At 65.6% G+C, this 23,311-nt stretch carries 18 protein-coding genes and 2 tRNA genes; 5 read left to right on the forward strand and 15 right to left on the reverse strand.

Going from position 1 to position 23,311, the window contains the following annotated elements:
* Positions 1–7 precede the first annotated feature (7 nt).
* The 3 genes from rapZ to ACFQNJ_RS04435 all read right to left on the reverse strand — a co-directional run bounded on the left by rapZ (position 8) and on the right by ACFQNJ_RS04435 (position 3,567).
* Complete coding sequence (gene rapZ / locus ACFQNJ_RS04425; protein WP_374642192.1) at positions 8–931, reverse strand: RNase adapter RapZ; 924 nt, start codon at positions 929–931, stop codon at positions 8–10.
* A gap of 13 nt (positions 932–944) precedes the next feature.
* Positions 945–2,588, reverse strand: coding sequence for a DNA repair protein RecN (gene recN / locus ACFQNJ_RS04430; protein ID WP_382254174.1), 1,644 nt, complete (start codon positions 2,586–2,588; stop codon positions 945–947).
* Positions 2,589–2,652: 64 nt separating this feature from the next.
* Positions 2,653–3,567 carry an NAD kinase gene (locus ACFQNJ_RS04435; protein ID WP_382254177.1) on the reverse strand — a complete coding sequence of 305 codons (915 nt, stop codon included), beginning with the start codon at positions 3,565–3,567 and terminating at the stop codon, positions 2,653–2,655.
* A gap of 98 nt (positions 3,568–3,665) precedes the next feature.
* Here ACFQNJ_RS04435 and hrcA point away from each other — a divergent pair, with 98 nt between their 5' ends.
* A complete protein-coding gene (gene hrcA, locus ACFQNJ_RS04440; RefSeq protein ID WP_382254178.1) occupies positions 3,666–4,685 on the forward strand; it encodes a heat-inducible transcriptional repressor HrcA in 1,020 nt (339 codons plus the stop codon).
* A gap of 33 nt (positions 4,686–4,718) precedes the next feature.
* A tRNA-Ile gene (locus tag ACFQNJ_RS04445) sits at positions 4,719–4,795 on the forward strand.
* Between the two features lie 19 nt (positions 4,796–4,814).
* On the opposite strand, the gene ACFQNJ_RS04450 is transcribed toward ACFQNJ_RS04445, so the two are convergent.
* Positions 4,815–5,807, reverse strand: coding sequence for an extracellular catalytic domain type 1 short-chain-length polyhydroxyalkanoate depolymerase (locus ACFQNJ_RS04450; RefSeq protein WP_382254180.1), 993 nt, complete (start codon positions 5,805–5,807; stop codon positions 4,815–4,817).
* A gap of 104 nt (positions 5,808–5,911) precedes the next feature.
* Here ACFQNJ_RS04450 and ACFQNJ_RS04455 point away from each other — a divergent pair.
* Positions 5,912–5,988: transfer RNA gene (locus ACFQNJ_RS04455), tRNA-Arg, on the forward strand.
* 85 nt (positions 5,989–6,073) lie between these two features.
* Positions 6,074–6,628, forward strand: a complete 555-nt coding sequence (gene greB, locus ACFQNJ_RS04460; RefSeq protein WP_382254182.1) for a transcription elongation factor GreB — start codon at positions 6,074–6,076, stop codon at positions 6,626–6,628.
* Positions 6,629–6,645: 17 nt separating this feature from the next.
* On the opposite strand, the gene ACFQNJ_RS04465 is transcribed toward greB, so the two are convergent.
* From ACFQNJ_RS04465 to metG, 8 genes are all read right to left on the reverse strand, one after another.
* Positions 6,646–8,907: a RelA/SpoT family protein gene (locus ACFQNJ_RS04465; RefSeq protein ID WP_382254184.1), complete on the reverse strand. Its 2,262-nt coding sequence runs from the start codon at positions 8,905–8,907 to the stop codon at positions 6,646–6,648.
* A gap of 92 nt (positions 8,908–8,999) precedes the next feature.
* Positions 9,000–10,604, reverse strand: a complete 1,605-nt coding sequence (gene nadB / locus ACFQNJ_RS04470) for an L-aspartate oxidase (RefSeq protein ID WP_374642126.1) — start codon at positions 10,602–10,604, stop codon at positions 9,000–9,002.
* Complete coding sequence (locus tag ACFQNJ_RS04475; RefSeq protein WP_374642124.1) at positions 10,601–11,461, reverse strand: segregation and condensation protein A; 861 nt, start codon at positions 11,459–11,461, stop codon at positions 10,601–10,603. The genes nadB and ACFQNJ_RS04475 overlap by 4 nt, the downstream gene beginning before the upstream one ends.
* Positions 11,462–11,490: 29 nt before the next feature.
* Positions 11,491–11,703: a DUF3460 family protein gene (locus ACFQNJ_RS04480; RefSeq protein ID WP_374642122.1), complete on the reverse strand. Its 213-nt coding sequence runs from the start codon at positions 11,701–11,703 to the stop codon at positions 11,491–11,493.
* Positions 11,704–11,746: 43 nt separating this feature from the next.
* Complete coding sequence (locus ACFQNJ_RS04485; RefSeq protein WP_382254189.1) at positions 11,747–12,829, reverse strand: hypothetical protein; 1,083 nt, start codon at positions 12,827–12,829, stop codon at positions 11,747–11,749.
* Positions 12,830–12,849: 20 nt separating this feature from the next.
* Positions 12,850–14,493: a SulP family inorganic anion transporter gene (locus tag ACFQNJ_RS04490; RefSeq protein ID WP_382254192.1), complete on the reverse strand. Its 1,644-nt coding sequence runs from the start codon at positions 14,491–14,493 to the stop codon at positions 12,850–12,852.
* 74 nt (positions 14,494–14,567) lie between these two features.
* A complete protein-coding gene (locus tag ACFQNJ_RS04495; RefSeq protein WP_382254194.1) occupies positions 14,568–15,308 on the reverse strand; it encodes a YoaK family protein in 741 nt (246 codons plus the stop codon).
* Positions 15,309–15,319: 11 nt separating this feature from the next.
* Positions 15,320–17,419 (reverse strand): methionine--tRNA ligase, encoded by a 2,100-nt coding sequence (metG, locus tag ACFQNJ_RS04500; protein WP_382254195.1) that lies wholly within the window; start codon positions 17,417–17,419, stop codon positions 15,320–15,322.
* A 155-nt stretch (positions 17,420–17,574) separates the two neighbouring features.
* Between metG and apbC the strand changes: the two genes are divergently transcribed.
* Positions 17,575–18,666, forward strand: a complete 1,092-nt coding sequence (apbC, locus tag ACFQNJ_RS04505; RefSeq protein ID WP_382254198.1) for an iron-sulfur cluster carrier protein ApbC — start codon at positions 17,575–17,577, stop codon at positions 18,664–18,666.
* Positions 18,667–18,699: 33 nt separating this feature from the next.
* Here the strand turns inward: apbC and ACFQNJ_RS04510 are convergent, their stop codons facing one another.
* From ACFQNJ_RS04510 to ACFQNJ_RS04520, 3 genes are all read right to left on the reverse strand, one after another.
* On the reverse strand, positions 18,700–19,845 hold the full coding sequence (locus tag ACFQNJ_RS04510; RefSeq protein ID WP_382254201.1) for an ABC transporter substrate-binding protein: 1,146 nt from the start codon (positions 19,843–19,845) through the stop codon (positions 18,700–18,702).
* A gap of 113 nt (positions 19,846–19,958) precedes the next feature.
* Positions 19,959–21,539 (reverse strand): benzoate-CoA ligase family protein, encoded by a 1,581-nt coding sequence (locus ACFQNJ_RS04515; protein WP_382254204.1) that lies wholly within the window; start codon positions 21,537–21,539, stop codon positions 19,959–19,961.
* 76 nt (positions 21,540–21,615) lie between these two features.
* Positions 21,616–23,199 (reverse strand): 3,4-dehydroadipyl-CoA semialdehyde dehydrogenase, encoded by a 1,584-nt coding sequence (locus ACFQNJ_RS04520; RefSeq protein WP_382254207.1) that lies wholly within the window; start codon positions 23,197–23,199, stop codon positions 21,616–21,618.
* Positions 23,200–23,311: the final 112 nt, after the last annotated feature.

Genomic DNA, 23,311 nt, shown 5'->3' on the forward strand with positions numbered 1-23,311 from the left:
GTGGCGCTCAGGCCGTGGCGCTGCCTTCGGCGGAGCGGGAGGGTGGTGTGGGCCAGGCCTCGATTTCCCGGTGCCGGATGCGGGTGGTCCAATCGGCGGCAAACCGTTTGGCCAGCAGCTCACTGAGGTAGACCGAGCGGTGCTGACCACCGGTGCAGCCGATCGCCACGGTCACATAGCTGCGGTGGTCTTCGAGCATCTGCGGCAACCAGTGCTCAAGAAAGCCGGTGATGTGATCGGCCATGCGCGCCACACCGGCTTGGCTGGCCAGGTAGTCGGCCACCGGGGCGTCCCGGCCCGTCAGCGGGCGCAGTTGCGGGTCGTAGTGGGGATTGGGCAGCATCCGCACATCGAAGACGAAGTCCGCATCGGTGGGGATGCCCCGTTTGAACGCGAAGGACTCGAACACCAGCGTCAGCGGCGAACTGGTGGTGCCGAGCAGCTCCTTGATGTGGCTGCGCAACTGGGCGGGCCGGATGATGCTGGTGTCCAGCACCAGGGCGTGCTCACGCAGCTCGGCCAGCAGCTCGCGCTCATGCTCGATCGCTTCGGTCAGTGCGCGCCGCTGGTCGTCGGACTGCTTGAGCGAGAGCGGGTGGCGGCGACGGGTCTCCGAAAAACGCCTGACCAGGGCGTCGGTGGCGGCGTCCAGAAACAGGGTGGTCAGGTGCACCGGACGTCCCGGGTGATGCCGCAGCGCATCGAGACGGGCGGGCAGCCCGGGCAGCGATCGGGCGCTTCGCACGTCCATGGCGATCGCCACCCGTTCGGCGCGGTGGCTTTGCTCCAGGGCAATGAACGCATCGAGCAGTTCGGGCGGCAGGTTGTCCACGCAATAGAACCCCAGGTCCTCCAGCGCGGTCAGGGCCACCGACTTGCCCGAGCCGGACATGCCTGTGATCAGCACGAGCTCAATGGGGGGCGCATCCATGGTCCGGGTCACGTCAGGCTCCCAGCAGTTCGCGGGCATGGGCCAGTGAGGCTTCAGACCGGTCATTGCCGCCGAGCATTCGGGCGAGCTCGCGCACACGCGATTCGGCATCGATGATGGTCACACCGCTTTCGGTCTGGCTGCCACTCAGGCGTTTGCTCACCAGCAGGTGGTGGTGCGCACTGGCAGCCACCTGGGCCAGGTGCGTGACGGCCAGCACCTGGCGGTCCTGTCCCAGCTGGCTCAACAGGCGACCGACCGTGTGGGCCACCGCACCACCGATGCCGGAATCCACTTCGTCGAAGATCAGGGTAGGTGCCTGCCCCAGCTGGCTGGTCACCACCGAGATGGCCAGGGCGATGCGCGAGAGTTCGCCACCCGAGGCTACCTTGCCTACCGGGCGTGGCGTGACCCCGGCATGACCGGCCACCAGGAACTCGACCTGTTCCCAGCCATGGGCCTGAGGCTCGTCCAGCCGGTTGAGTGCCACCTCGAACAGCCCGCCCTGCATACCCAGCTCCTGCATGGCCGCGGTCACGGCCTTGGCCAGGCGCGGGGCGCTGTCGGCGCGCTGCTTGCCGATGCGCCGGCATTCCGTATCGAAGGCCTTGAACGCTCGCCGCTCGCTGGCCTGCAAAGCGTCCAGATCGAGGGCTTCGTCGAGTCGCGCCAGTTCGGCTTTCCATTGCGCCAGGAGTGCGGGCAGTTCCTCGGGGGGGCGACGGAAACGCCGGGACAGCGACAGCCACTGCGACAGGCGCTCGTCCAGCGCCTGAAGGTCGGAAGGGTCCAGATCGCCGTGGCGCCCGTACTGGTGAAGGCTGTGGACCGTGTCCTGGACCTGGGCCAGAGCCGCTTCCAGCGCTTCGACTGGCGACGAAAAGGCGGGCTCGATCGCGGCCTGGGCCTGCAAGGCCTGCAGGGCGCGGTGAATCATGCCGGCCGCGTTTTCTTCGCCTTCATCCAGGGCGTGAATGGCCGTCTGCGCAGCTTCCTGCAGCGCCTGGGCGTTGGCCAGGCGGCTGTGGCGGGCGTTCAGTTCATCCCACTCGTCTTCCCCCGGCGCCAGCTTGTCCAGTTCACCGATCTGCCAGGACAGCCGCTCGCTTTCCTGCTGCAGACTGGCCTGGCGTTCGGTGGCCTCGTCCAGTCGCCGACGCTCCAGCCGCCACGCGTTCCAGAGACGAAGGGCCGGTGCGGTGTCCACACCCGCGTAGGCGTCCAGCAACTGGCGCACCGCGTCGGCGCGCGTCAGGCTCTGCCAGGCGTGCTGGCCATGAATGTCGACCAGATGGTCGGCCAGGGCCTTGAGCTGGGCCATCGTGGCAGCGCTGCCGTTGATCCAGCCCCGGCTGCGACCTTCGCTGTCGACGGTGCGCCGCAGCAGCAGCGTGTCCTCTCCGGCAAAGCCCTGATCGTCCAGCCAGCTGCGGATGGCAGCCGGCGTGTCGAACTCCGCGCTGATTTCGCAACGGGCAGCACCCTCGCGCACCACACCGGCCTCAGCCCTGGCGCCCAACGCGAGTTGCAGGGCGTCAATCAGGATGGATTTGCCGGCGCCGGTTTCCCCGGTCAGGACACTGAACCCGGGACCCACGTCGAGCTCGAGCTCGGGAACGATGACAAAGTCTCGCAGGGCAATACGGCGAAGGCTCATGGTGGTCGGAAGGACGGCGTATCGGACAGGAAAGGGTCGGATGCCGTGTATTGTGGCCCGGAAATCAGGCGCCTTCGTTCCAGTGGAGTTTCATGCGCAGGGTGTCGAAATAGCTCCAGCCCACCGGGTGCAGCAGCCGCAGCGAATGGGGGGAGCGCCGGACCACGATGCGGTCACCGTGCATCAGGCTGGTGAGCGTCTGCATGTCGAAATTGGCGCTGGCGTCCTTGCCCGCCACGATCTCGACGGCGATCTCGCTGTGCGAGGACAGCACCACCGGCCGGTTGGACAGCGTGTGGGGGGCAATCGGCACCATCACCCAGCCATCGATGGCGGGGTGCAACATGGGTCCGCCGGCCGACAGCGCATATGCGGTGGAACCGGTGGGGGTCGCGATGATCAGGCCGTCGGCCCGCTGGTTGGCCACGAAGTGGCCGTCCACCTCGACCCGCAGTTCGATCATGCTGGCCACACCGCTGCGGTTGACGACCACATCGTTGAGGGCGGTGGCCTCGAACACGCAGCGGCCGTCACGCCAGACACTGGCGGCCATCAACGATCGGGCGTCCTCTTCGTACTCGCCGCGCAGCATGGGTCCCAGCCGCTGCCGGAAATCCTCGAACGGGAGGTCGGTGATGAAGCCCAGGCGCCCCTGGTTGATGCCGATCAGCGGGACGCCATAGCGGGCCAGCTGTCGGCCGATGCCCAGCATCGTGCCGTCGCCCCCCACGACCAGGGCCAGGTTGCAGTCGCGACCGATGGCCGGCACGTCCAGCGCGGCATACTGGCTCAGACCCGTGTTCAGGGCGGTGTCCTTTTCCAGGGAGACATCGCAGCCTTCGTCGTGCAGAAAGTGCGCGATCTCTTCCACCGCGTGCCTGGAGCCCGGCGCCTGGTATTTGCCGATGATGGCCACATGCGCAAAGCGCAGTGTGCGCGGCCGAAGCGTGGCGCCTTGCGGAACGGAGGACTGGATCATGCGCGGATTACAGCATAGGCAGGCAGGGCCTTGCTGCAGGCAAGCCCTTGCCGGGGCTGCAGGCAAGGGCCGACCATCCTCCGTAAAATGGATGAACCATGATGGATGACCGTTCCAAACTGTTGCTCAAAGCGCTGGTCGAGCGTTACATCGCCGACGGACAGCCGGTGGGGTCGCGCACGCTGGCCAAGGCAACGGGTCTGGAGCTGTCGCCGGCGACGATCCGCAACGTCATGAGTGATCTGGAGGAACTGGGTCTGATCGCCAGTCCCCACACATCGGCAGGCCGCATTCCGACCGCGCGGGGCTACCGCCTGTTTGTGGACACCATGCTCACGGTGCGGCGCGAGGAGTTGGCCGGCATGGGTGAGCTGACGGCACCGGCCCTGGAAAGTGCCCAGCCACAGCGGGTGATCAGCCACGCGGCCCAGATGCTGTCCAACCTGTCCCATTTTGTGGGCGTGGTGATGGCTCCCCGGCGGGCGACCGTGTTCCGTCACATCGAGTTTCTCAGCCTGTCCGACCGGCGGGTGCTGGTGATCCTGGTCTCGCCCGACGGAGATGTGCAGAACCGCGTGATCCACACCCAGACCCAGCTGACGCAGTCCCAGCTGCAGGAAGCCGCAAATTTCTTCAACGCCCACTACTCCGGCCTGGCCATGGAGTCGGTGCGTGAGCGACTGAAATCGGAACTGGAAGCCCTGCGCAGCGAGATCGCCGAGCTGATGAAGGTGGCGGTGGACATCGGCAGCGAGGCCGGCGCCGAGCAGGACAAGGTGGTGGTGGCCGGTGAACGCAACCTGCTGTCGGTCAGCGAGTTTTCCAGCGACATGGACAACCTGCGCCGCATGTTCGACCTGTTCGAGCAGAAGACCCAGCTGGCGCGCCTGCTGGACGTGTCGGCCCAGGCCGACGGGGTGCGCATCTATATTGGTGGTGAAAGCCAGGTGGTGCCTTTCGAGGACCTGTCGGTCGTGACTGCACCGTACGAGGTGGACGGGCAGGTGGTCGGCACACTGGGGGTGATCGGCCCCCAGCGCATGCCCTACGACCGGATGATCCAGATCGTCGACGTGACCGCCAAGCTGGTGACCAACGCCTTGAGCCACGGCAAGTGAGGCCGTTGCCCGTCCTACAATAGCGGGTTCGGTGGGGCGTTAGCTCAGTTGGTCAGAGCAGGGGACTCATAATCCCTTGGTCGCTGGTTCGAGCCCAGCACGCCCTACCAACCCATCATCGCAGGCTCCTCAACGCGAGGGGGCTTGGCTGAAGAATTCCCAGATCACCCGACTGGCGTCCAGTGCCTGGCTGGCGGGCTCCTTGCCACGTCGCACGACGCTGGCTCCGGGCCAGGAATGTCCTCCCGTCTCCGTGACGCACAGCTGGACACGTGCACGACCGTCACAGGATTCGGTCACTTCGCATCGTGCGCCGTCGCGCTGCAAGACCGGACGGGGTGCCCCGGTGCAACGGTTGCGCACGATCCAGCGTTCCACGGTCTCGGGGACCGAGACAAAGTCCATCACCTTGGAGCGGTCACGAAACGCCCCTTCCCCTGCGCCACCCTGGTAGAGCACATGGGTGTCGTCCCGGGCATGGATGTGCAGCACGCTGACCGGCCGGGCAGGCTGACAGGCCAGGGTCGCGTCCGTGCCGGCCACCGCAGCGACGGCGCGGAACACATCGGCGGCTTCGCATGCCAGGCGGTAGGCCATCATGCCGCCGTTGGACATGCCGGTGGCGTACACCCTGTCCGGATCGATGGCCGTGCGTGAACCGATGTCTGCCACCACCGCACGCGCGAAGGCCACGTCGTCGATCGCCTTGTCGCGGGCGTCGCCACAGCAATGGCCGGCATTCCAGGTGGCCAGCTTGTCCCCAGGCCATCGGCTGTAGCCGTTGGGGAAGGCCACCACCACGCCTTCGCGATCGGCCAGCGAGCGCAGACCGTAGCGGGCATCATCCGCCATGAACTCGGCGTGTCCGCCACCGCCGTGAAAGGCCAGGATCAGCGGTGCTGGTCTTGCCGGGTTCAACGAGCGAGGGACGTGCAGCAGGTAACGTCGCTCCAGCCCCTGATGCGACAGCACCACGCTCTGCAGTTCAGGCATGTCGGGTGCCTTCTGGCGGGCGGCCAGCCGCTCGCGCAGCGAGGGGCCTTGAGCGTGTGCCGACAAGGTGGTCGATACCAGCAGGGCGGCCATGAGCCACAGAAAGCCATGTCGACAGGATGCGTTCATGTCATCTTCCCCCTGGCGCGCAGTGTAGGCAATCCAGCACTGTTGCCCAAGAAAATCAGGGGGCTGGTCAAGCGCCAAAAAACCATGCTATACTTCATGCTTCAGCGGCTGTAGCTCAGTTGGATAGAGTACTTGGCTACGAACCAAGGGGTCGTGGGTTCGAATCCTGCCAGCCGCGCCAAATAAAAAGCCTGCAGCCAACGCTGCAGGCTTTTTTCTTTGGCGAATCCGTTTCGTTCGTGTATCCCTTCAGCGGATGGCATCACATGAGCAAGGCATTTACCCGTGAGTCCGACCACGAGGACGACGATGAGGACAGTCCGGCAGTGGTGGTTGCCCCGGGCGGCAAGAACTACATCACACGCGCCGGTTACGACCGCTTGCGCGCCGAGCTGATGCAACTCATCGACGAAGAGCGCCCCAGGATCGTCGACGTGGTGCATTGGGCGGCCAGCAACGGCGACCGTTCCGAGAACGGTGACTACCTTTATGGCAAGAAGCGACTGCGCGAGATCGACCGGCGCATCCGCTTCCTGACCAAGCGTCTGGAAATCGCTGAGGTGGTGGATCCGTCCATCCATCATGGCGGCGATCAGGTCTTCTTCGGCGCCACCGTCACCTACGCGGATTCGGATGGCGAAGAGACGACGGTGCGCATCATGGGGATCGACGAAGCCGACAGCAGCCAGGGCCAGATCAGCTGGATTTCCCCGGTGGCCCGAGCCCTGATCAAGAGCAAGGTGGGCGACGTGGTCAAGCTGGCGCTTCCCGGCGGGGTTCAGGAACTGGAAGTGCTGGCGGTCGAGTACCCGGCACCCTGACGGGGCAGCCGCCAGGCTCAGGTCTTGGTGGGCGGTTTGTAGCGCTGGGCCCGGACGACCGATGTCGTGCGTTTGAGGCTGCGCAGCACCGCCGCCAGGTGCTGGCGGTCACGGACCGAGACCGTGAACCGGATGTCGGTGGCCGTTTGTGCCGGTTCATCTCCCATGTCCACATGGGTGATGTCCGACTCGGCCTGGGCAATGGCCGAGGCGACGCGCGCCAGCACGCCCTTTCCATTGGTGACCGTCACGACCAGCGTCGCGTCGAAGGCGCGCACCGGTTCGTCGGCCCACTCAACCGGCAGGAAGCGCTCGCTGTCACGGGCCAAGAGGCGTTTGCCGGTAGGGCAGTCCTCGACGTGGACCACTAGGCCCTCGCCACGGCCCAGGTAGCCCACGATGCGATCGCCGGGAATGGGGCGGCAGCAGGGCGCATACTGCACCGAGGCACCTTCGCTGCCGTCCAGGCTGACAACGCCCTGGCTGACGGTTTCGTCCTGTCCGCTGGCGTAACGTTCCCGGCTGATCAGCAAGGCGTCGGGTTTGTGTCCGGCTTCGGCCAGCAGGACAGCCAACTTCTTGCCCACCATGCTGGCGATGCGCTTGCCCATGCCGATGTCGGACAGCAGTTCCTCGCGGGTCCGGTTGCCGGAGAAGCGCAACAGTTTTTCCCAGGTGGCCTTGTCCTCGCCATCCTGGGCAGGCAGTGCTGCAATGCCTTCGGAGCGCAGGGCCTGGGTGAGCATGCGCTCACCCAGTTCCAGGGCTTTCTCGTGGGCCACCGTCTTGAGGTGGTGACGCAGCTTGGACCGCGCGCGCCCGGTCTTGACAAAGGACAGCCAGGCCGGATTCGGCTCGGCCTTGTCGCTGGTGACGATCTCGACGACGTCGCCGTTGTTGAGTTCGGTGCGCAGTGGCCGCTGCTCACCATTGACGATGGCGCCCACCGCGCTGTTGCCGACGCCGCTGTGGATGGCGTAGGCAAAGTCGATGACGGTGGCGCCCCGGGGCAGGGACAGGATCTTGCTCTTGGGCGTGAACACGTAGACCGCGTCCGGAAAGAGGTCGATCTTGACGTGGTCCCAGAACTCGGCGGCGTCGTGGGTTTCCTGCTGGATGTCCAGCAAGGATTGCAGCCACTGGGTGCCCAGTCGCTGCGAGGTGTCGCTGCCGGGTTCGCTGGCCTTGTACAGCCAGTGAGCGGCCACACCGGACTCGGCCACCACGTCCATGGCATGGGTGCGCAACTGGAACTCGATGTTGGTGCCGACGGGGCCAATCAGCGTGGTGTGCAGCGACTGGTAGCCATTGAGCTTGGGAATGGCCACATAGTCGCGGAACTTGCCCGGCACCGGCTTGTACAGCTGGTGCAGAACCCCCAGCCCGGTGTAGCAGTCGGTCAGCTCCGGCACGATGATGCGAAAGCCGTAGATGTCGGTGACCTGCGAGAAGGACAGGTGCTTGCTGTCCATCTTGCGGTAGACGGAATAGAGCGTTTTCTCGCGCCCCATGATGCGCACCTGCATGCCCTGCCGTGCGAACGCGGTTTCGACTTCACCTTGCACCCGGGCGATCAGATCCTTGCGGCGTGTGCGCGATTTGTTCAGGGCCTTGCTCAGCACCTCGTAGCGCCAGGGGTGCAGGAAGCGGAAGCACAGGTCCTGCAGTTCGCGGTAGGTGAAATTCAGGCCCAGCCGGTGGGCGATCGGGGCGTAGATCTCCAGGGTTTCGTTGCTGATGCGCTGCCACTTGCTGCGGGGCATGTCGCTCATGGTCCGCATGTTGTGGGTGCGGTCGGCCAGCTTGATCAGGATGACGCGCACATCCTTGGCCATGGCCAGCAGCATCTTGCGAAAACTCTCGGCCTGGTTCTGCTCTCGGGTGTCGAACTCCAGCTTTTCCAGCTTGGTCAGACCATCGACCAGGTCGGCCACCGTGACCCCGAAGCGCTCCGCCAGGTCCAGCTTGGTGATGCCGCAGTCCTCGATGACGTCGTGCATCAGCGCGGCCATCAGGGCCTGGGCGTCGAGCTTCCATTCGGCGCATTGCGCGGCGACCGCGATCGGATGGGTAATGTAGGGGTCACCGTTCTTGCGCAACTGACCCAGATGCGCTTCGTCGGCCAGCCGGTAAGCCTGCCGGATCTGTTCGATGTCGGTCGGACCCAGGTAGTCCAGCTTGCCCAACAGAGCGGCAAAGCTGGCCGCAGCCGCACTGGCCGTGGCCGAAACGAGGGCCTCGGAAGGGGATGCGACGGCTGGCTCGGCGAGCTGGGACATGCCCCTACTTTAGCGCGAGAAGCGGTGAGTTGCAGCCGGCAGCACGAATTCGGTGCGTATGCATGTGGTTGGACAGGGGGCGGTCACCGGATTCAACGGGCCGGAGGCACCAGAACAGTGGGCTTGGCCTCGGGCAGGCGGTCGGGGTAGTCGCGGCTGAAATGCAGGCCCCGGCTTTCACGGCGCAGCATGGCCGACATCACGATCAGGTCGGCCACCTGCACCAGGTTGCGCAGCTCCAGAAGATCCCGAGTGACGTGGAACTGCGAGTAGAACTCGTGGATTTCGCTCTGCAGCAGGGCGATGCGGTGGGCCGCCCGCTCCAGGCGCTTGTTGGTGCGGACAATCCCCACGTAATCCCACATGAAGCGGCGCAACTCGTCCCAGTTGTGGGAAATGACCACCTGTTCGTCCGCGTCGGTCACCCGGCTTTCGTCCCACAGCGGCATGGACGGGCGTTCGGCCACCTCGGCTTGACGGATGGCCGCCACCGCCGCCCTGGCGAACACCATGCATTCCACCAGCGAGTTGCTGGCCAGGCGGTTGGCCCCGTGCAGGCCGGTGCAGGTGGTTTCACCCACCGCGTACAGGCCCGACAGGTCGGTACGCCCTTCCAGGTCGGTGACCACGCCGCCGCAGGTGTAATGCGCCGCTGGCACCACGGGAATGGGTTCCTTCGTGATGTCGATGCCCAGTTCCGCACAGCGGGCCAGGATGTTGGGAAAGTGCTCGCGGATGAACTCGGGGCTCTGGTGCGAGATGTCGAGGTAGACGCAGTCCAGGCCGTGCTTCTTCATCTCGAAGTCGATCGCCCGCGCGACGATGTCCCGTGGCGCCAGCTCGGCGCGCGGGTCGTGGTCGGGCATGAAGCGGTGGCTGCCCAGGTGGGGCGGCAGCAGCAGCCGGCCGCCTTCGCCACGGACAGCCTCGGTGATGAGGAAATTCTTGACGTGCGGGTGGTACAGGCAGGTCGGGTGGAACTGGATGAACTCCATGTTGCCGACCCGGCAACCCGCGCGCCAGGCCGAGGCGATGCCGTCGCCCGTGGCCGTGTCCGGGTTGGTGGTGTAGAGGTAGACCTTGCCTGCCCCCCCGGTGGCCAGGATGGTGTGGGGGGCGCTGAAGGTCTCGACCTCGTCGCGGTCCACATCCAGGATGTAGGCGCCATGGCAGCGCAGCGGTGTGGCACCCGGCCGGTGGTCCGGCAATTTCCGGTCAGTGATCAGGTCCACCAGCATGTGGTTCTCGAAGAACGTGATGCCAGGGGTCGCTCGGGCCCGCTCGCTCAGTGTGGTCTGCACGGCGGCCCCGGTGGCGTCGGTCACGTGCACGATGCGCCGGTGGCTGTGGCCGCCTTCCCGCGTGAGGTGAAGTTCGCCGTTCTCGGTGGAAAAGGGCACGCCCATCTCCCGCAACCAGGTGATGGCCGAGGGCGCATTCTCCACCGTGAAACGGGTGGCTTCGAGGTCGCACAGGCCGGCACCGGCTTCCAGCGTGTCGTCCACATGAGAGGCGTAGCTGTCGCCTTCAGCGAGTACCGCGGCGATACCGCCCTGTGCCCAGTTGCTGGAACCGTCGGAAATGCCGCGCTTGGTGACAACCGCCACGCGGTATTGGGGGGCCAGGTGCAGGGCGGCTGTCAGGCCGGCCAGTCCGCTGCCGATGATCAGGACATCGTAGTGATGGGTGGTGGTCATGGTGTGTCGCTGGGGGTGTAGGCCAGGCGAACATAAATGGGGGCAAAGGCTTCGGCCTGGGTCAGCTCGATCAGCGTTTCCTTGGCCAGCTCCAGCATGGCGATAAAGGTCACGACCAGCAGCGGTGTGCCCTGGGTCACGTCGAACAGGTCGGCAAACTCGACGAACTTGCGGCCCTGAAGCTTGCGCAGCACGATGCTCATGTGTTCGCGCACCGACAGCTCTTCCCGGCTGATGCGGTGGTGTTGCACCAGCTTGGCCCGCTTGAGGATGTCGCGCCAGGCGCTTTGCAGGTCCAGCACGCTCACATCCGGAAAACGCGGCACCAGCGCCTGCTCGACATATACCTGCGCGCGCAGGAAATCGCGGCCGTACTGGGGCATGTCCGCCAGCCGCTGCGCCGCGATCTTCATCTGCTCGTATTCGAGCAGCCGGCGCACCAGCTCGGCACGCGGGTCTTCGGCCTCCTCGCCGTCGGCGGTCTTCTTGGGTGGCAGCAGCATGCGCGACTTGATCTCGATCAGCATGGCCGCCATCAGCAGGTATTCGGCGGCCAGTTCGAGGTTGCTGGCGCGGATCTCGTCGACGTAGCTCAGGTACTGGCGGGTGACCGCCGCCATCGGAATGTCGAGGATGTTGAAGTTCTGCTTGCGGATCAGGTACAGCAGCAGGTCCAGGGGGCCTTCAAAGGCCTCCAGGAAGACGCGCAGCGCGTCCGGTGGGATGTAGAGGTCGCGCGGCAGGTCGAACAGGGGCTCGCCGTACAGGCGTGCCACCGCCACGTGGTCCACGACCTCGGGCAGGACCTCATCCAGACCCTCGGGCGGGTCGTCGAGGACCGGGTTGTCCGGGTTCATGGTCAGTCAGCCGTGGACCGTGCCGGGGATCAGAGGGGGGTGGGCTCGGTCTGGTAGACGTAGGGCTTCTGGGGCACGCGGGCGGCCTCGGCCTGACGCTGGAACTCGCGGTCGACCTGCTTGTCCCACAGCAGGGAGCGCCCCTGGCGCTGACCTTCCTCAAGCTCCGGGCGGGCGGTCTTGAGCTGGTCGATGAACTGCGTGGCGTCGGAGGTGTAGTGGGGGCGACCGAAGATGGACATGCTTGTCTCTCTGCAAAGCGGACGGTGAGGGGAATCAGGGATTTTACCGATCCGCCGCCACCCCTGCAGGCAGGGGCTCCACCGACCGGCTGTCCCAGTTCAGTACCGTCTCACGCACGGTCATCCGGGGGGCCAGCGCGGGGAACTCACGCCGGATCACATCGGCCGCGAACCGCGCCATGAAGCGCGACTTGAGTTCGGCCCGAGCCCGGTCCACGCCGATGTCCTCGTAGGGCACCGAGGACAGGACGAGGAACCCGTCGTCCGGGATGCGGCCGGCCGCCATGTTGCCCTCGATGATGCCCGCTGCCTTGCGGATGGGGTCGGCCAGATCGGGGCTGTAGGGGCCGATGATCAGCGCCACGTTGGGCAGGTGCAGCCAGTCGAAACCTCGACCGACGCAGATCATCCATTCGCGGTGCTCGATGTCCAGGGACCGTTCGGTCTGCCGCAGGGCGGCGATGTGGGCCAGGTTGCCTTCCAGCAGGGGCAGCAGGTCGGCGCGCATCCTGGCCGGCATGTCTGGCAGGAGCTGCTGCAGGCGGGCTGGCAGCTCCGGCCGATCCGCCTCGCTCAGATCGGCCATCGACAGGGTCTGGCCATCGCGCCCGTGCAGGACCAGGGCTTCCTCGTCGGTCTCGAAACCGCAGACCAACGGGTAGACGGTGCCGTGTCCTTGCCCGAACAGTGCGGAGACCTCTTCGCGGATGCCGAAGGTGTGTGCCCGGGCGTCGTCGGTCCGGTAGTGAAAGCCGGCACAGCCGCGACGTTCGTCACCGCGCGAGTAGTGGTAGGTGATCATCATGAGCGCCTGCCGGCCGCTGGCGACCACCTTGCCGACTGCGGCCGTCAGCGTTTCCCCCAGATGGGGCCAGCCCAGGTGGAAGATACCCCCGAGGTTGCGGAACGGCAGGATGATGCCTTTGGGTGTGCGGGTGGCCACCGGGATATTGATGCGGCCATCCATGCATTTCATCACCAGGATCGCCGTGGGATGACTTGCGTGGTAGCGCTGACGGGCCAGCCAGGCTTCCGGACTGGCGTATTCGCCCGCATGGCGCCGGGCCAGGTCGAACAGCCAGTCAATGCGCTCCGCAATGGGTCGGTGGTGAACGGAGGTGGGCATGCCTGGGCCGCCGGGTCAGTCTATTGGCAGGTGTGCAGCCGATCCGCGAAGCCGGAGCGCCGGATCAGGGACATGGGTTGCTCGTGCAGACCCACCATGCCCAGGTGGGCGCCCCGTTTCTCCAGCGCCTTGTGCAATTGCTCCAGGGCGTCCAGGCCGGTGGTGTCCAGCGAGACGAGCTGGCTGGCGTCCAGCATGACGTGAGTACCTGTCGGCGCGGCCTCAACCTCGGCCACGATGGGGTCGATCTTGGCCACGGCACCGAAGAAGAGCGAGCCGTACAGCCGGTAGGTGAGCTGGTGCTCATGCCGGGCGACGAGGTCGGCCCTGAAGAGGTCGCTCTGGCGCCGCACGAACAGCACCACGGCCAGCACCAGACCGAGTTCGACCGCCACCGTGAGGTCGAACACGATGGTGACCAGGAAGGTCGAGACCATCATCAGGCGGTAGTGGTTGCTGAACTGGCGCAGGCGGGCGAACTCTTTCCATTCGCCCATGTTCCAGGCGACGAACAGCAGCACACCGGCCAGCACCGCCAGCGGGATGTGCTGGGCCAGCGGCGCGGCCAGCAGCACCACGGCCGCCAGGGTGAGGGCATGCACGATGCCGGCGATGGGCGACGTGGCGCCCGAGCGGATGTTGGTCACCGTGCGGGCAATGGTGCCGGTGGCCGGCATGCCACCAAAGAAGGGCACCACCGCGTTGGCCACGCCCTGCGCCATGAGCTCCTGGTTGGGGTCGTGCTTGGGGGTGTCGCCCAGCTGGTCAGCCACCCGGGCACAGAGCAGCGATTCGATGGCGCCCAGCATCGCAATCGTCAGGGTGGGGGTGACCAGCAGCCGGACGGTCTCCCAGGAGAAGTCGGGCAACTCGAACGAGGGCACCCCCTGGGGGATGCCGCCAAAGCGGGTGCCGATCGTCTCGACCGGCAGGCTCAGGGCCCAGGCCGCGACCGACAGTGTGACCAGGGCCACCACTGGCGCTGGCAGCCGGGACGTGGCCTTCAGGGCCGAGACGGTGTCGATCTGTTCGATCTGGCGGCGGAACTGCGAGTCGACAGCCCACAGCCGGGGCCAGATGAACAGGCCGATGACACAGATCACACCCAGACCAAAGGCCCAGGGGTTGAAGCTGTCGAGGTGGCGTGAAATGGTGGCGATCTGGCTGAAAAAGTCGGCCGGCATCTTGGTGATGTCCAGCCCGAACCAGTCCCGCAGTTGCGACAGGCCGATCAGCACCGCGATGCCGTTGGTGAAGCCGATGACCACGCTCACGGGCACATAGCGCACCAGCGTCCCGAGGCGGAACAGGCCCAGCAGGAACAGCAGCACCCCCGCACTGGCCGTGGCGATCAGCAGGTTGGCCACGCCGTAGCGTTCGACGATCCCGTAGACGATGACGATGAAGGCACCGGCCGGGCCACCGATCTGCACCGAGGTGCCGCCGAGCGCGGAAATCAGGAAGCCGGCGATGATGGCCGTCCACAGGCCCGCTTCGGGCTTGAGGCCCGAGGCGATGGCGAAGGCCATGGCCAGAGGCAGCGCCACGATGCCCACGGTCGCTCCTGCCCCGACATCACGGGCCAAACGTTCCTTGTTGTAATCCCGCAGATCCTGAACGATGCGGGGGCGAAAGGGGGCGAGGGGCGGCAACTTGACGGCCATCTGCCGATCTTAGCCACGCGCTGGCTTCGCCAAGCTGACACGGTGTGCGCTTCGTCGTCGGGGTTTACACCGACTCAGCGGGCGTGCAGGCGGTGCCAGTCGTCCAGCAGCGGGCGCAGCACCAGCAGGAGCAGCAGTGCCGCCAGCGGCACCGTGCTGATGTAGCCCAGGTACTTGAACCCCAGGGCGCCGGCGACGCCGCCCACCAGAAAGCTGGCCACGAGCTGGGCATGCACCTTCAGGCGTTTGCGGTCTGCCTGTACGGGTGCCATGTCGGGGTGGCGGTTGACGTAGAGCAGCTTGCCCAGTTCGATGCCCAGGTCAGTGATCAGGCCGGTCAGGTGGGTGGTGCGGATGCGCGCCTGCGAAATCTTGGTGATGACGGCATTCTGCAGGCCCATGATGTAGCACAGCAGCACCACAGTGACCGGCAGGAACAGGGTGTGCCAGAGGCTCATGGCGGCACCGAACAGACCGAAGATCAGCAGCAGCGCCGCTTCGATCAGCAGGGGAAGGCCATAGGCACTGCGCAGTTGCAGGCGCATGCCCCAGTTGACGATCCATGCGGTGCTCATCGCACCCAGCAGGAAGGCCAGCACCGAGGCGACGCCTGCACCGACCAGCGCGAACTGACCCAGCACCAGGTTGTCGGTCAGCGATGAAAGAATGCCGGTCATGTGCGAGGTGTACTGGCCCACGGCCAGAAAGCCACCCGCGTTGGTGGCCCCCGCGACAAAAGCCAGCACCGTGCCGAGCTTCAGGTCCGCCTGCGGCGTACGCTGCAGGGCGGTGAAGCCACGGATCGGGGCAAACATGCCAGCCGTGGTCAGTGAATGCGCATGCCGGGCGTGGCGCCTGGCCAGGGGTGCAGCACATGGATGCCGGGCTGGGCTTTCTCGTCGGCGTGGCTGGCGGCCAGCACCATGCCTTCGCTGATGCCGAACTTCATCTTGCGCGGGGCCAGGTTGGCCACCATCACCGTGAGTTTGCCCTCCAGGTCTTCGGGCTTGTACATGCTGGCAATGCCGCTGAAGACATTGCGGGTCTTGCCTTCGCCCACGTCCAGGGTCAGGCGCAGCAGCTTGGTCGAACCTTCGACCGCTTCGCACTTGACGATCTGGGCGATGCGCAGGTCGACCTTGGCGAAATCGTCGATGGAAATCGTTGGGGCAATGGCCTCGCCGCCGGGCCGCCCCAAGACGAGGTCAGCCCCCTCGGGGGGCAGCGAACCAGGCGCAGCCGGGAGCGTGGGGGCCACATTCTGGGGTTCGAACAGTGCATCGAGCTGCTTGATGTCAACCCGCTGCATCAGGTGCTGGTAGACGCCGATGCGGTGGCCGGCGCCCAGGAGCCTGGAGGCGTCGGCAAAGCGCAGCGGTTCGATCTGCAGGAAGGCCTCGACATTGGCGGCCAGGGCCGGCAGCACGGGCTTGAGGTAGAGCGAGATCAGGCGGAAGGCTTCAATGCAGGTGGTGCAGACGTCCTGCAGGCGGCCGTCCATGCCCTCCTGCTTGGCCAGCTCCCAGGGCTTGTTCTGGTCGACGTAGGCGTTGACGCGGTCGGCCAGTTGCATGATCTCGCGCAGCGCCTTGCCGTATTCGCGCTCGGCGTACAGCTCGGCCACCGCGGGAGCCGCGGTCTGGATGTGGTCGAGCAGTGCGTCGCCATCGGCCGCGACGGCGCCGAGCTGGCCGTCGAAGCGTTTGGCGATGAAGCCGGCCGCACGCGAGGCGATGTTGACGTACTTGCCGATCAGGTCGCTGTTGACACGCAGCATGAAGTCGTCGCGGTTGAAGTCGACGTCCTCGTTCTTGCCGGTGAGCTTGGCGGCCAGGTAGTAACGCAGCCATTCGGGGTTCATGCCCAGGCTCAGGTACTTCAAAGGGTCCAGGCCGGTGCCCCGGCTCTTGCTCATCTTCTCGCCGTTGTTGATGGTCAGGAAACCGTGCACGAAGACCGCGTTGGGCACCTTGCGGCCGCTGAACTTGAGCATGGCCGGCCAGAAGAGGGTGTGGAAGGTGATGATGTCCTTGCCGATGAAGTGGTACTGCTCGGTGGTCGGGTCGGCCATGAAGGCGTCGTAGTCGCGGCCGGTCTTGCCGAAGTAGTTCTTGAGCGAGGCGAGGTAGCCGATGGGCGCGTCCAGCCAGACGTAGAAATACTTGCCCGGCGCATCGGGGATCTCGATGCCGAAGTAGGGCGCGTCGCGGCTGATGTCCCAGTCGCCCATCTTGGGCTTGCCGTCCGGACCGGGTTCGATCCACTCGGCGATCTTGTTGAGGACCTCAGGCTGCACAGCGCCACTCTGCGTCCACTGGTCCAGGAAGGCCAGGCAGCGCGGGTCGGACAGCTTGAAGAAGAAGTGATCGGAGGTCTTGAGCACCGGCGTGGCCCCGGAGAGAGCCGAGTACGGGTTCTTGAGTTCGGTGGGTGCATAGACCGCGCCGCAGACCTCGCAGTTGTCGCCGTACTGGTCCTTGGCGCCGCATTTGGGGCATTCGCCCTTGATGAAGCGGTCGGGCAGGAACATGGCCTTCTCGGGGTCGAAGAACTGCTCGATGGTGTGGGTCTCGATCAGGTCATTGGCCTTGAGGGCGCGGTAGATGTCCTGGGCCAGGTGGTGGTTTTCCGGGCCGTCGGTGCTGTGCCAGTTGTCAAAGCCGATGTGGAAGCCATCCAGGTATTGCTTGCGGCCGGCGGCGATGTCGGCCACGAATTGCTGGGGCGTCTTGCCCGCCTTCTCTGCGGCAATCATGATCGGCGCCCCGTGCGCGTCGTCGGCGCAGACGAAATGCACCTCGTGTCCCTGCATGCGCTGGAACCGCACCCAGATGTCGGCCTGGATGTACTCCATGATGTGGCCAATGTGGAAATGGCCGTTGGCGTAGGGAAGGGCGGTGGTGACGAACAGGCGGCGCTGGCTCATGGCAGCTTTCTTTCGGTATCGGCTGGGGAAAACCCGTGATTTTAGGTGGCCTATGTCCATATGGGGGCTGGGTGAATCGGGGGAGTCCCCGCGCAGGGGTAGACTTCGGCCACTTTTCACCGTTTAGCGATACGCCCCACAGGAGACCCGATTCCATGGCCGTCGACCAACAAGCCCTGCTGCAGGCCCTGCAGGGTGTCACCGATCCGAACACCGGCAAGGACTTCGTGTCCACCAAAGCGCTCAAGAACCTGCAGGTGCAGGACGGCGACGTGGCGTTTGATGTCGAGCTGGGCTACCCGGCCAAAAGCCAGATGCCGGCCTTGCGGCGCGCCCTGATCACGGCCGCCAGGGAAGTGGCGGGTGTCGAGAACGTCTCGGTCAACCTGAGCGTGAAGATCATTCCGCACGCCGTGCAGCGCGGCGTGCAACTGTTGCCCAACGTCAAGAACATCGTCGCCGTGGCCTCGGGCAAGGGCGGTGTGGGCAAGAGTACGACCACGGTCAACCTGGCGCTGGCCCTGGCGGCCGAAGGTGCCAAGGTCGGTATTCTGGACGCCGACATCTATGGCCCGAGCCAGCCGATGATGATGGGTATCGAGGGTCGTCCCGAGAGCACGGACGGCAAGACCATGGAGCCGCTGGAGAACTACGGCGTGCAGGTCATCTCGATCGGCTTCCTGATCGACAAGGACGAGGCCATGATCTGGCGCGGTCCAATGGCCACGCAGGCGCTGGAGCAACTGCTGCGCCAGACGAACTGGAAGGACCTGGATTACCTGCTGGTGGACATGCCGCCCGGCACCGGTGACATCCAGCTCACCTTGTCGCAGCGCGTGCCGATCACTGGTGCGGTCATTGTCACCACACCTCAGGACATCGCCCTGCTGGATGCGCGCAAGGGCATTCGCATGTTCGACAAGGTGGGCGTCCCGATCCTGGGCATCGTGGAGAACATGGCGGTGTACTGCTGCCCCAACTGCGGCCACGTGGAGCACATCTTCGGTGCCGATGGCGGCAAGAACATGGCGGCTGAGGTGGGCACGGACTACCTGGGATCCCTGCCTCTGAACATGTCGATCCGCGTGCAGGCCGACAGCGGCATGCCCACCGTGGTGGCGGATCCGGAGGGCGAAGTCGCCAACATCTACAAGACGGTGGCGCGTCAGGTGGCCATCAAGATTGCGGCCAAGGCCAAGGATTTCTCCAGCAAGTTCCCGAGCATCAAGATTTCCAAGGACACCTGAGTGGTGGTGTGACTCGCGTGGCTTGGGGCTGGTTCAATAGCGAAGCTGCCCCTTGTCGTCGATGATGGCCAGTTCCACGTAGGCTGATCCGTTGTGGGATTGCGGCGAGTAGCGTGCCCTGAATGGCCCGAAAGCGATCTCGCCAGTTCCCTCCATGGTTCGGATGAAAGACGCCGCATTCAGTTCGCGGCCAGTGCGTTTGAGCCCTTCGACCAGGAGGCGCGCATGCACAAAACCCTCGAACTGCGACGCCGATGGCGCCGCGTCGGCAGACCGGGCCTTCAGCAGGCGCAGGTACTCCGCCACCACGGGGACGGTGCTGTTGCGCAGCGAAGGCATGATCTGCGCCAGAATGATGCCTCGTGACTTGTCCTTGAGTTCGCGGTTGATCACGTCCAGGCTGGCCACCGAGTAACCATAGAACACCGGCCGTGCTGCCGTGGCCTGCACCGCTTTGACATAGTTGGGGAAGGTCATGCCTGCCGTGCCCAGGATCACCGCCTGGGCGCCCGATTTGGCCGTGGCGACCGCAGCCGCCGCAAAGTCGGGCGAAGCCGGGTCGACGCTGATCTCGGCCACCAGGGGCATGTTCTCCGAGACGGACGCCTTGCGAACCTCGGACAGCAGGGCCTTGCCCAGGGGGTCGTCCTGATAGAAGAATGCCACCTTGCTCACGCCAGTCTGCTTGAGCTGCGACAACATCTTCTCGGACTCGTTGGCATAGCTGGCGCGCACGTGAAACAGGTAGGGATTGACGCCTTCCCGCAGGGACGAAGCGCCTGTCACGGGCCCGAAAAGAATGGTCCTGGATTCCTTCAGCAAAGGAAGCACCGCCGCCGTGTGGGCCGTGCCGGAACTGTTGAACAGCATGAACACCTTGTGTTCGTCCACCAGCTTGCGGGTGTTCTCGACCGAGCGTTTGGGGTCAAAACCATCATCCAGCGACACGAAGCTGATCTTGCGGCCGTGCACGCCACCAGCGGCATTGACCGAATCGAACAGCAGCCGGGCGCCTTCACCGTACTGGGCGGTCTGCGCTCCCAGTGGGCCGGACAGCACCTGGGAGGCCCCCAGCCTGATTTCGGTGGCGGTGACACCTTCATCCACCGCAAAGGCCGTGGTGGTGACCAGGCACATGCCTGCCAGGGTGCGTTTGATCCACAAGTTCTTCATTTCCATACTTTCTCCTCGGTGGGAAGTATGGTTATGAAGTAAAACGATTGCAAGCAAACGGGATCGGGGTTTTCCCGTGTGGCTACAGCTGCCGCGGACCAGCGGTCGCCTTGACCAGGTCAGTGGCGCCCGAACAGCCGCTGTGTCTCGATGTCCCTGAGCTTGAAGCGCTGGATCTTGCCGGTCGCGGTCTTGGGCAACTCGCTCACGAACTCGATGAAGCGCGGGTACTTGTACGGTGCCAGCCTTTCCTTGACGAACGCCTGCAGCTCCGCCTCTGTGGCATTCCAGCCGTTCTTGAGCACCACAAACGCTTTCGTCTTGGTCAGGCCTTCGTCGTCGTTCTTGCCGATGACGGCAGCCTCCAGAACCGCCGGGTGCTGGACCAGGGTGGCCTCCACCTCGAAAGGGCTGACGTAGATGCCGCTGACTTTAAGCATGTCGTCGTTGCGGCCGGCGTAGGTGTAGTAGCCGTCCGGATCGCGCACATACTTGTCGCCGCTCTTGGTCCACAGACCCTGGAAGGTATCGCGCGACTTGGCTCGGTTGTTCCAGTACATCAGGGCAGCGCTCGGCCCCTGGATGTAGAGGTCACCGATCTGGTTGTGCCCGGTGATGACGCTGCCATCTTCGTCGCGCAGTTGCACCTCGTAGCCCGGCACCGGCTTGCCGGTGGTGCCGTAACGCACATCGCCCGGGCGGTTGGACAGGAAGATGTGCAGCATCTCGGTGCTACCAATGCCGTCGATGATCTCGCAGCCGAAGTGGGCGGTCCAGCGCTCGCCGATGTCGCGTGGCAGTGCCTCGCCGGCCGACGAGCACAGGCGCAGGCGGACCTGCGATCGCGCCGGCAGATCCGGGCTGGCCAGCATGCCGCCGTAGCCGGTGGGTGCCCCATAGAACACCGTCGGCTGGTGATCGACCATGCGCTTGAAGGTGGCCTGCGGGGTCGGTCGTTCGGCCATCAGGACCACGCTGGCTCCGACCGACAGCGGGAAGGACAGCCCGTTGCCCAGCCCGTAGGCGAAGAACAGCTTGGCCGCCGAGAACACCACATCGTCTTCGCGCAGGCCGAGCACGCCCTTGCCATACAGTTCGGCGGTCCAGTACAGGTTGGCTTGCGTGTGCACCGTTCCCTTCGGGTTGCCGGTGGAGCCGGACGAGTAGAGCCAGAAGGCAGGCTCGTCGGCATGGGTGTCGGTGCCGTCGCCCGGGGCCTGGGCGTCCAGCAGCTCGCCCAGATCGCACGCACCGTCCGGCAGCGCGACCTGGGCGCGAGAGACGATGATCTGTCTCAGGCTGTGCCCGCCGCTGGCCAGGGCTTCCTGCAGGGCGGGCAGCAAGGCACCCGACACCAGGGCTGCTCGCGCGCGGCTGTCGGCCAGCATGTAGGCGTAGTCCTTGGCGGTCAGCAGCGTGTTGACGCACACCGGCACCACGCCCGCGTGCAGGGCGCCCAGAAAACTCACCACCCAGTCGCTGCTGTCGTGCATCAGCAGCAGGACGCGCTCCTCGCGCTGCAGGCCCAGGGCCTTCAGCGCCGCAGAGCAGCGCTGGACGCGGTCGGCCAGTTGCCCGTAGGTCAGCGTGCCGGCTTCGTCGATCAGCGCGGTCTTGCCGGACCGGTGGGCGTTCAGCGCCATCAGGTGGCGGGCGAAGTTGAAACGCTCCGGAGGTGGGGCGATCTCGGCGGTCGTCATGTCTGTCTCCTCGTGTCCTTTTCGGATCTGTCGGGTGGATTCGGGCGGTGTCTTGTTCCGGCGGTTTGGGCTGGTGTCAGGTGCGCCAGGGGGCCACGGCAACCAGGGCGTCCAGTGCGGCGGTGCTGGCCTGGATGGCACTGCGGCGGTGGTAGAAGCCCATGGCGCGCAAACCACCGAGCTCTTCGCCGCCGCCGGCGCGCCCAGGGCCACCGTGCAGGCTCATGGGCATCACATTGCCATGGCCAGTCTGGCTGGCGGCCACGTCCGGGCTGATGACATGCACGCGCCCGTGGCTGTCGGCCAGCTCCAGCGCTGCTCGTGCCATGAACGCCGGGTCCTCGCTGTAGACCGAGGCCACCAGCGAGCCTTCGCCGCGCCGGATCAGGGCGTAGGCCTGAGCCTCGTTGTCATACGGCATGAGGGTGGCCACCGGACCGAAGACCTCCACCTCATGCAGTACCTTGGCTGCCACCGGGTCCTGGGTGCCCAGCAGCACCGGCGCCACGCAGGCGGCCACCGCACGGTCGGCGTCCAGCAGCTCGGTGCTGTTGCCATCGAACAGCACATCGGCTTCGGTCTTCAGGTGGGTCAGACCAGCGATCACGTTGTCGTACTGCTCACGGCTGACGAGCGAACCCATGCGCACGTTCTCGTGGCGGGGATTGCCCACGCTGCACTTGGCCAGCTTGGCGCCAATGGCCTGCGCGGTGGCTTGATAGAGGGCGCGCGGCACGAAGATGCGGCGGATGGCGGTGCACTTTTGGCCGCTCTTGACGGTCATCTCTCGCACCACTTCGCTGACCAGCAGCTTGAAGGCTTCGCTGTCCTCGGTGGCGGCCGGGTCGAGCAGGGCGCTGTTGAGGCTGTCGGCCTCGATGTTGCAGCGCACCGAGCGCTGCGCCACGGCCGGGTGGCTGCGGATGATGCGTGCCGTCTCGGCCGATCCGGTGAAGCTGACCACATCGAAGGGTTGCAGCTGGTCCATCAGCCCCACGGACGACCCGCAGATGACCGACAGCGCGCCGGCGGGCACCACGCCTGCCTCGATCACGTCCGCCACCATGCGCTGGGTCAGCCACGCGGTGGCGGTGGCGGGCTTGACGATCACCGGCACGCCCGAAAGCAGGGCCGGGGCGGCCTTTTCCCACAGGCCCCAGCTCGGGAAGTTGAAGGCATTGATGAACAGTGCCACCCCCCGGGTGGGGCTGAAGACGTGCTGGGTCTGGAACACCGGGTCCTTGCCCATGCGGATGCGGTCGCCGTCCAGCAGCGCCCGGGCCTCGCCCAGGGCTTCACCCTGCTTGGCGTAGTAGCCCAGCGTGAAGATGCCGCCGTCGATGTCGACGGCCGAGTCCTTGGTGACGGTGCCGCAGTTGCGGGTGGCGATGTCGTAGTAGGCGTCGCGGTTGGCTTGCAGCACCTTCACGATGGCACCGAGCATCGCGGCGCGCTGGCCGTAACTCATGGCACGCAGGGCCGCGCCGCCGGTGTCGCGGGCGAAGGAAAAGCCTTCGGCCAGGTCCAGTCCGCGGTTGTCCACCCGCACCAGAGGGGTGCCCAGCACCGGGTCCAGCAGGGTGGTTCCCGGGCCGGAGCCGGTCTGCCAGCGGCCGGCGAGGTGGTTGGGCAGCAGGGGAATGTCGGTCGGGATGCTCATGGGTGGTGGCAATGGATTGCGTAAATGCCGTGGTCACGGCCAGGGTTTGACGGTATAAATGCACTATCTTGCGTCCCGGCAAGTATGCAATAAAGTGCATGTTTGTGGGACA

Source organism: Hydrogenophaga bisanensis (assembly GCF_042665135.1).
GTDB lineage: Bacteria > Pseudomonadota > Gammaproteobacteria > Burkholderiales > Burkholderiaceae_C > Hydrogenophaga > Hydrogenophaga bisanensis.

Bases quoted from the DNA above. Each gene is read 5' to 3' on its own strand.
- ACFQNJ_RS04465 (WP_382254184.1), bottom strand. From the start codon at position 8,907: ATGTCCCAGCTCGCCGAGCCAGCCGTCGCATCCCCTTCCGAGGCCCTC.
- apbC (WP_382254198.1), top strand. From the start codon at position 17,575: ATGGCCGTCGACCAACAAGCCCTGCTGCAGGCCCTGCAGGGTGTCACC.
- ACFQNJ_RS04480 (WP_374642122.1), bottom strand. From the start codon at position 11,703: ATGTCCATCTTCGGTCGCCCCCACTACACCTCCGACGCCACGCAGTTC.
- ACFQNJ_RS04515 (WP_382254204.1), bottom strand. From the start codon at position 21,539: ATGACGACCGCCGAGATCGCCCCACCTCCGGAGCGTTTCAACTTCGCC.
- nadB (WP_374642126.1), bottom strand. From the start codon at position 10,604: ATGACCACCACCCATCACTACGATGTCCTGATCATCGGCAGCGGACTG.
- ACFQNJ_RS04490 (WP_382254192.1), bottom strand. From the start codon at position 14,493: ATGGCCGTCAAGTTGCCGCCCCTCGCCCCCTTTCGCCCCCGCATCGTT.
- hrcA (WP_382254178.1), top strand. From the start codon at position 3,666: ATGATGGATGACCGTTCCAAACTGTTGCTCAAAGCGCTGGTCGAGCGT.
- ACFQNJ_RS04520 (WP_382254207.1), bottom strand. From the start codon at position 23,199: ATGAGCATCCCGACCGACATTCCCCTGCTGCCCAACCACCTCGCCGGC.
- ACFQNJ_RS04485 (WP_382254189.1), bottom strand. From the start codon at position 12,829: ATGCCCACCTCCGTTCACCACCGACCCATTGCGGAGCGCATTGACTGG.
- recN (WP_382254174.1), bottom strand. From the start codon at position 2,588: ATGAGCCTTCGCCGTATTGCCCTGCGAGACTTTGTCATCGTTCCCGAG.
- rapZ (WP_374642192.1), bottom strand. From the start codon at position 931: ATGGATGCGCCCCCCATTGAGCTCGTGCTGATCACAGGCATGTCCGGC.
- ACFQNJ_RS04435 (WP_382254177.1), bottom strand. From the start codon at position 3,567: ATGATCCAGTCCTCCGTTCCGCAAGGCGCCACGCTTCGGCCGCGCACA.
- ACFQNJ_RS04510 (WP_382254201.1), bottom strand. From the start codon at position 19,845: ATGGAAATGAAGAACTTGTGGATCAAACGCACCCTGGCAGGCATGTGC.
- greB (WP_382254182.1), top strand. From the start codon at position 6,074: ATGAGCAAGGCATTTACCCGTGAGTCCGACCACGAGGACGACGATGAG.
- ACFQNJ_RS04475 (WP_374642124.1), bottom strand. From the start codon at position 11,461: ATGAACCCGGACAACCCGGTCCTCGACGACCCGCCCGAGGGTCTGGAT.
- ACFQNJ_RS04495 (WP_382254194.1), bottom strand. From the start codon at position 15,308: ATGTTTGCCCCGATCCGTGGCTTCACCGCCCTGCAGCGTACGCCGCAG.
- metG (WP_382254195.1), bottom strand. From the start codon at position 17,419: ATGAGCCAGCGCCGCCTGTTCGTCACCACCGCCCTTCCCTACGCCAAC.
- ACFQNJ_RS04450 (WP_382254180.1), bottom strand. From the start codon at position 5,807: ATGAACGCATCCTGTCGACATGGCTTTCTGTGGCTCATGGCCGCCCTG.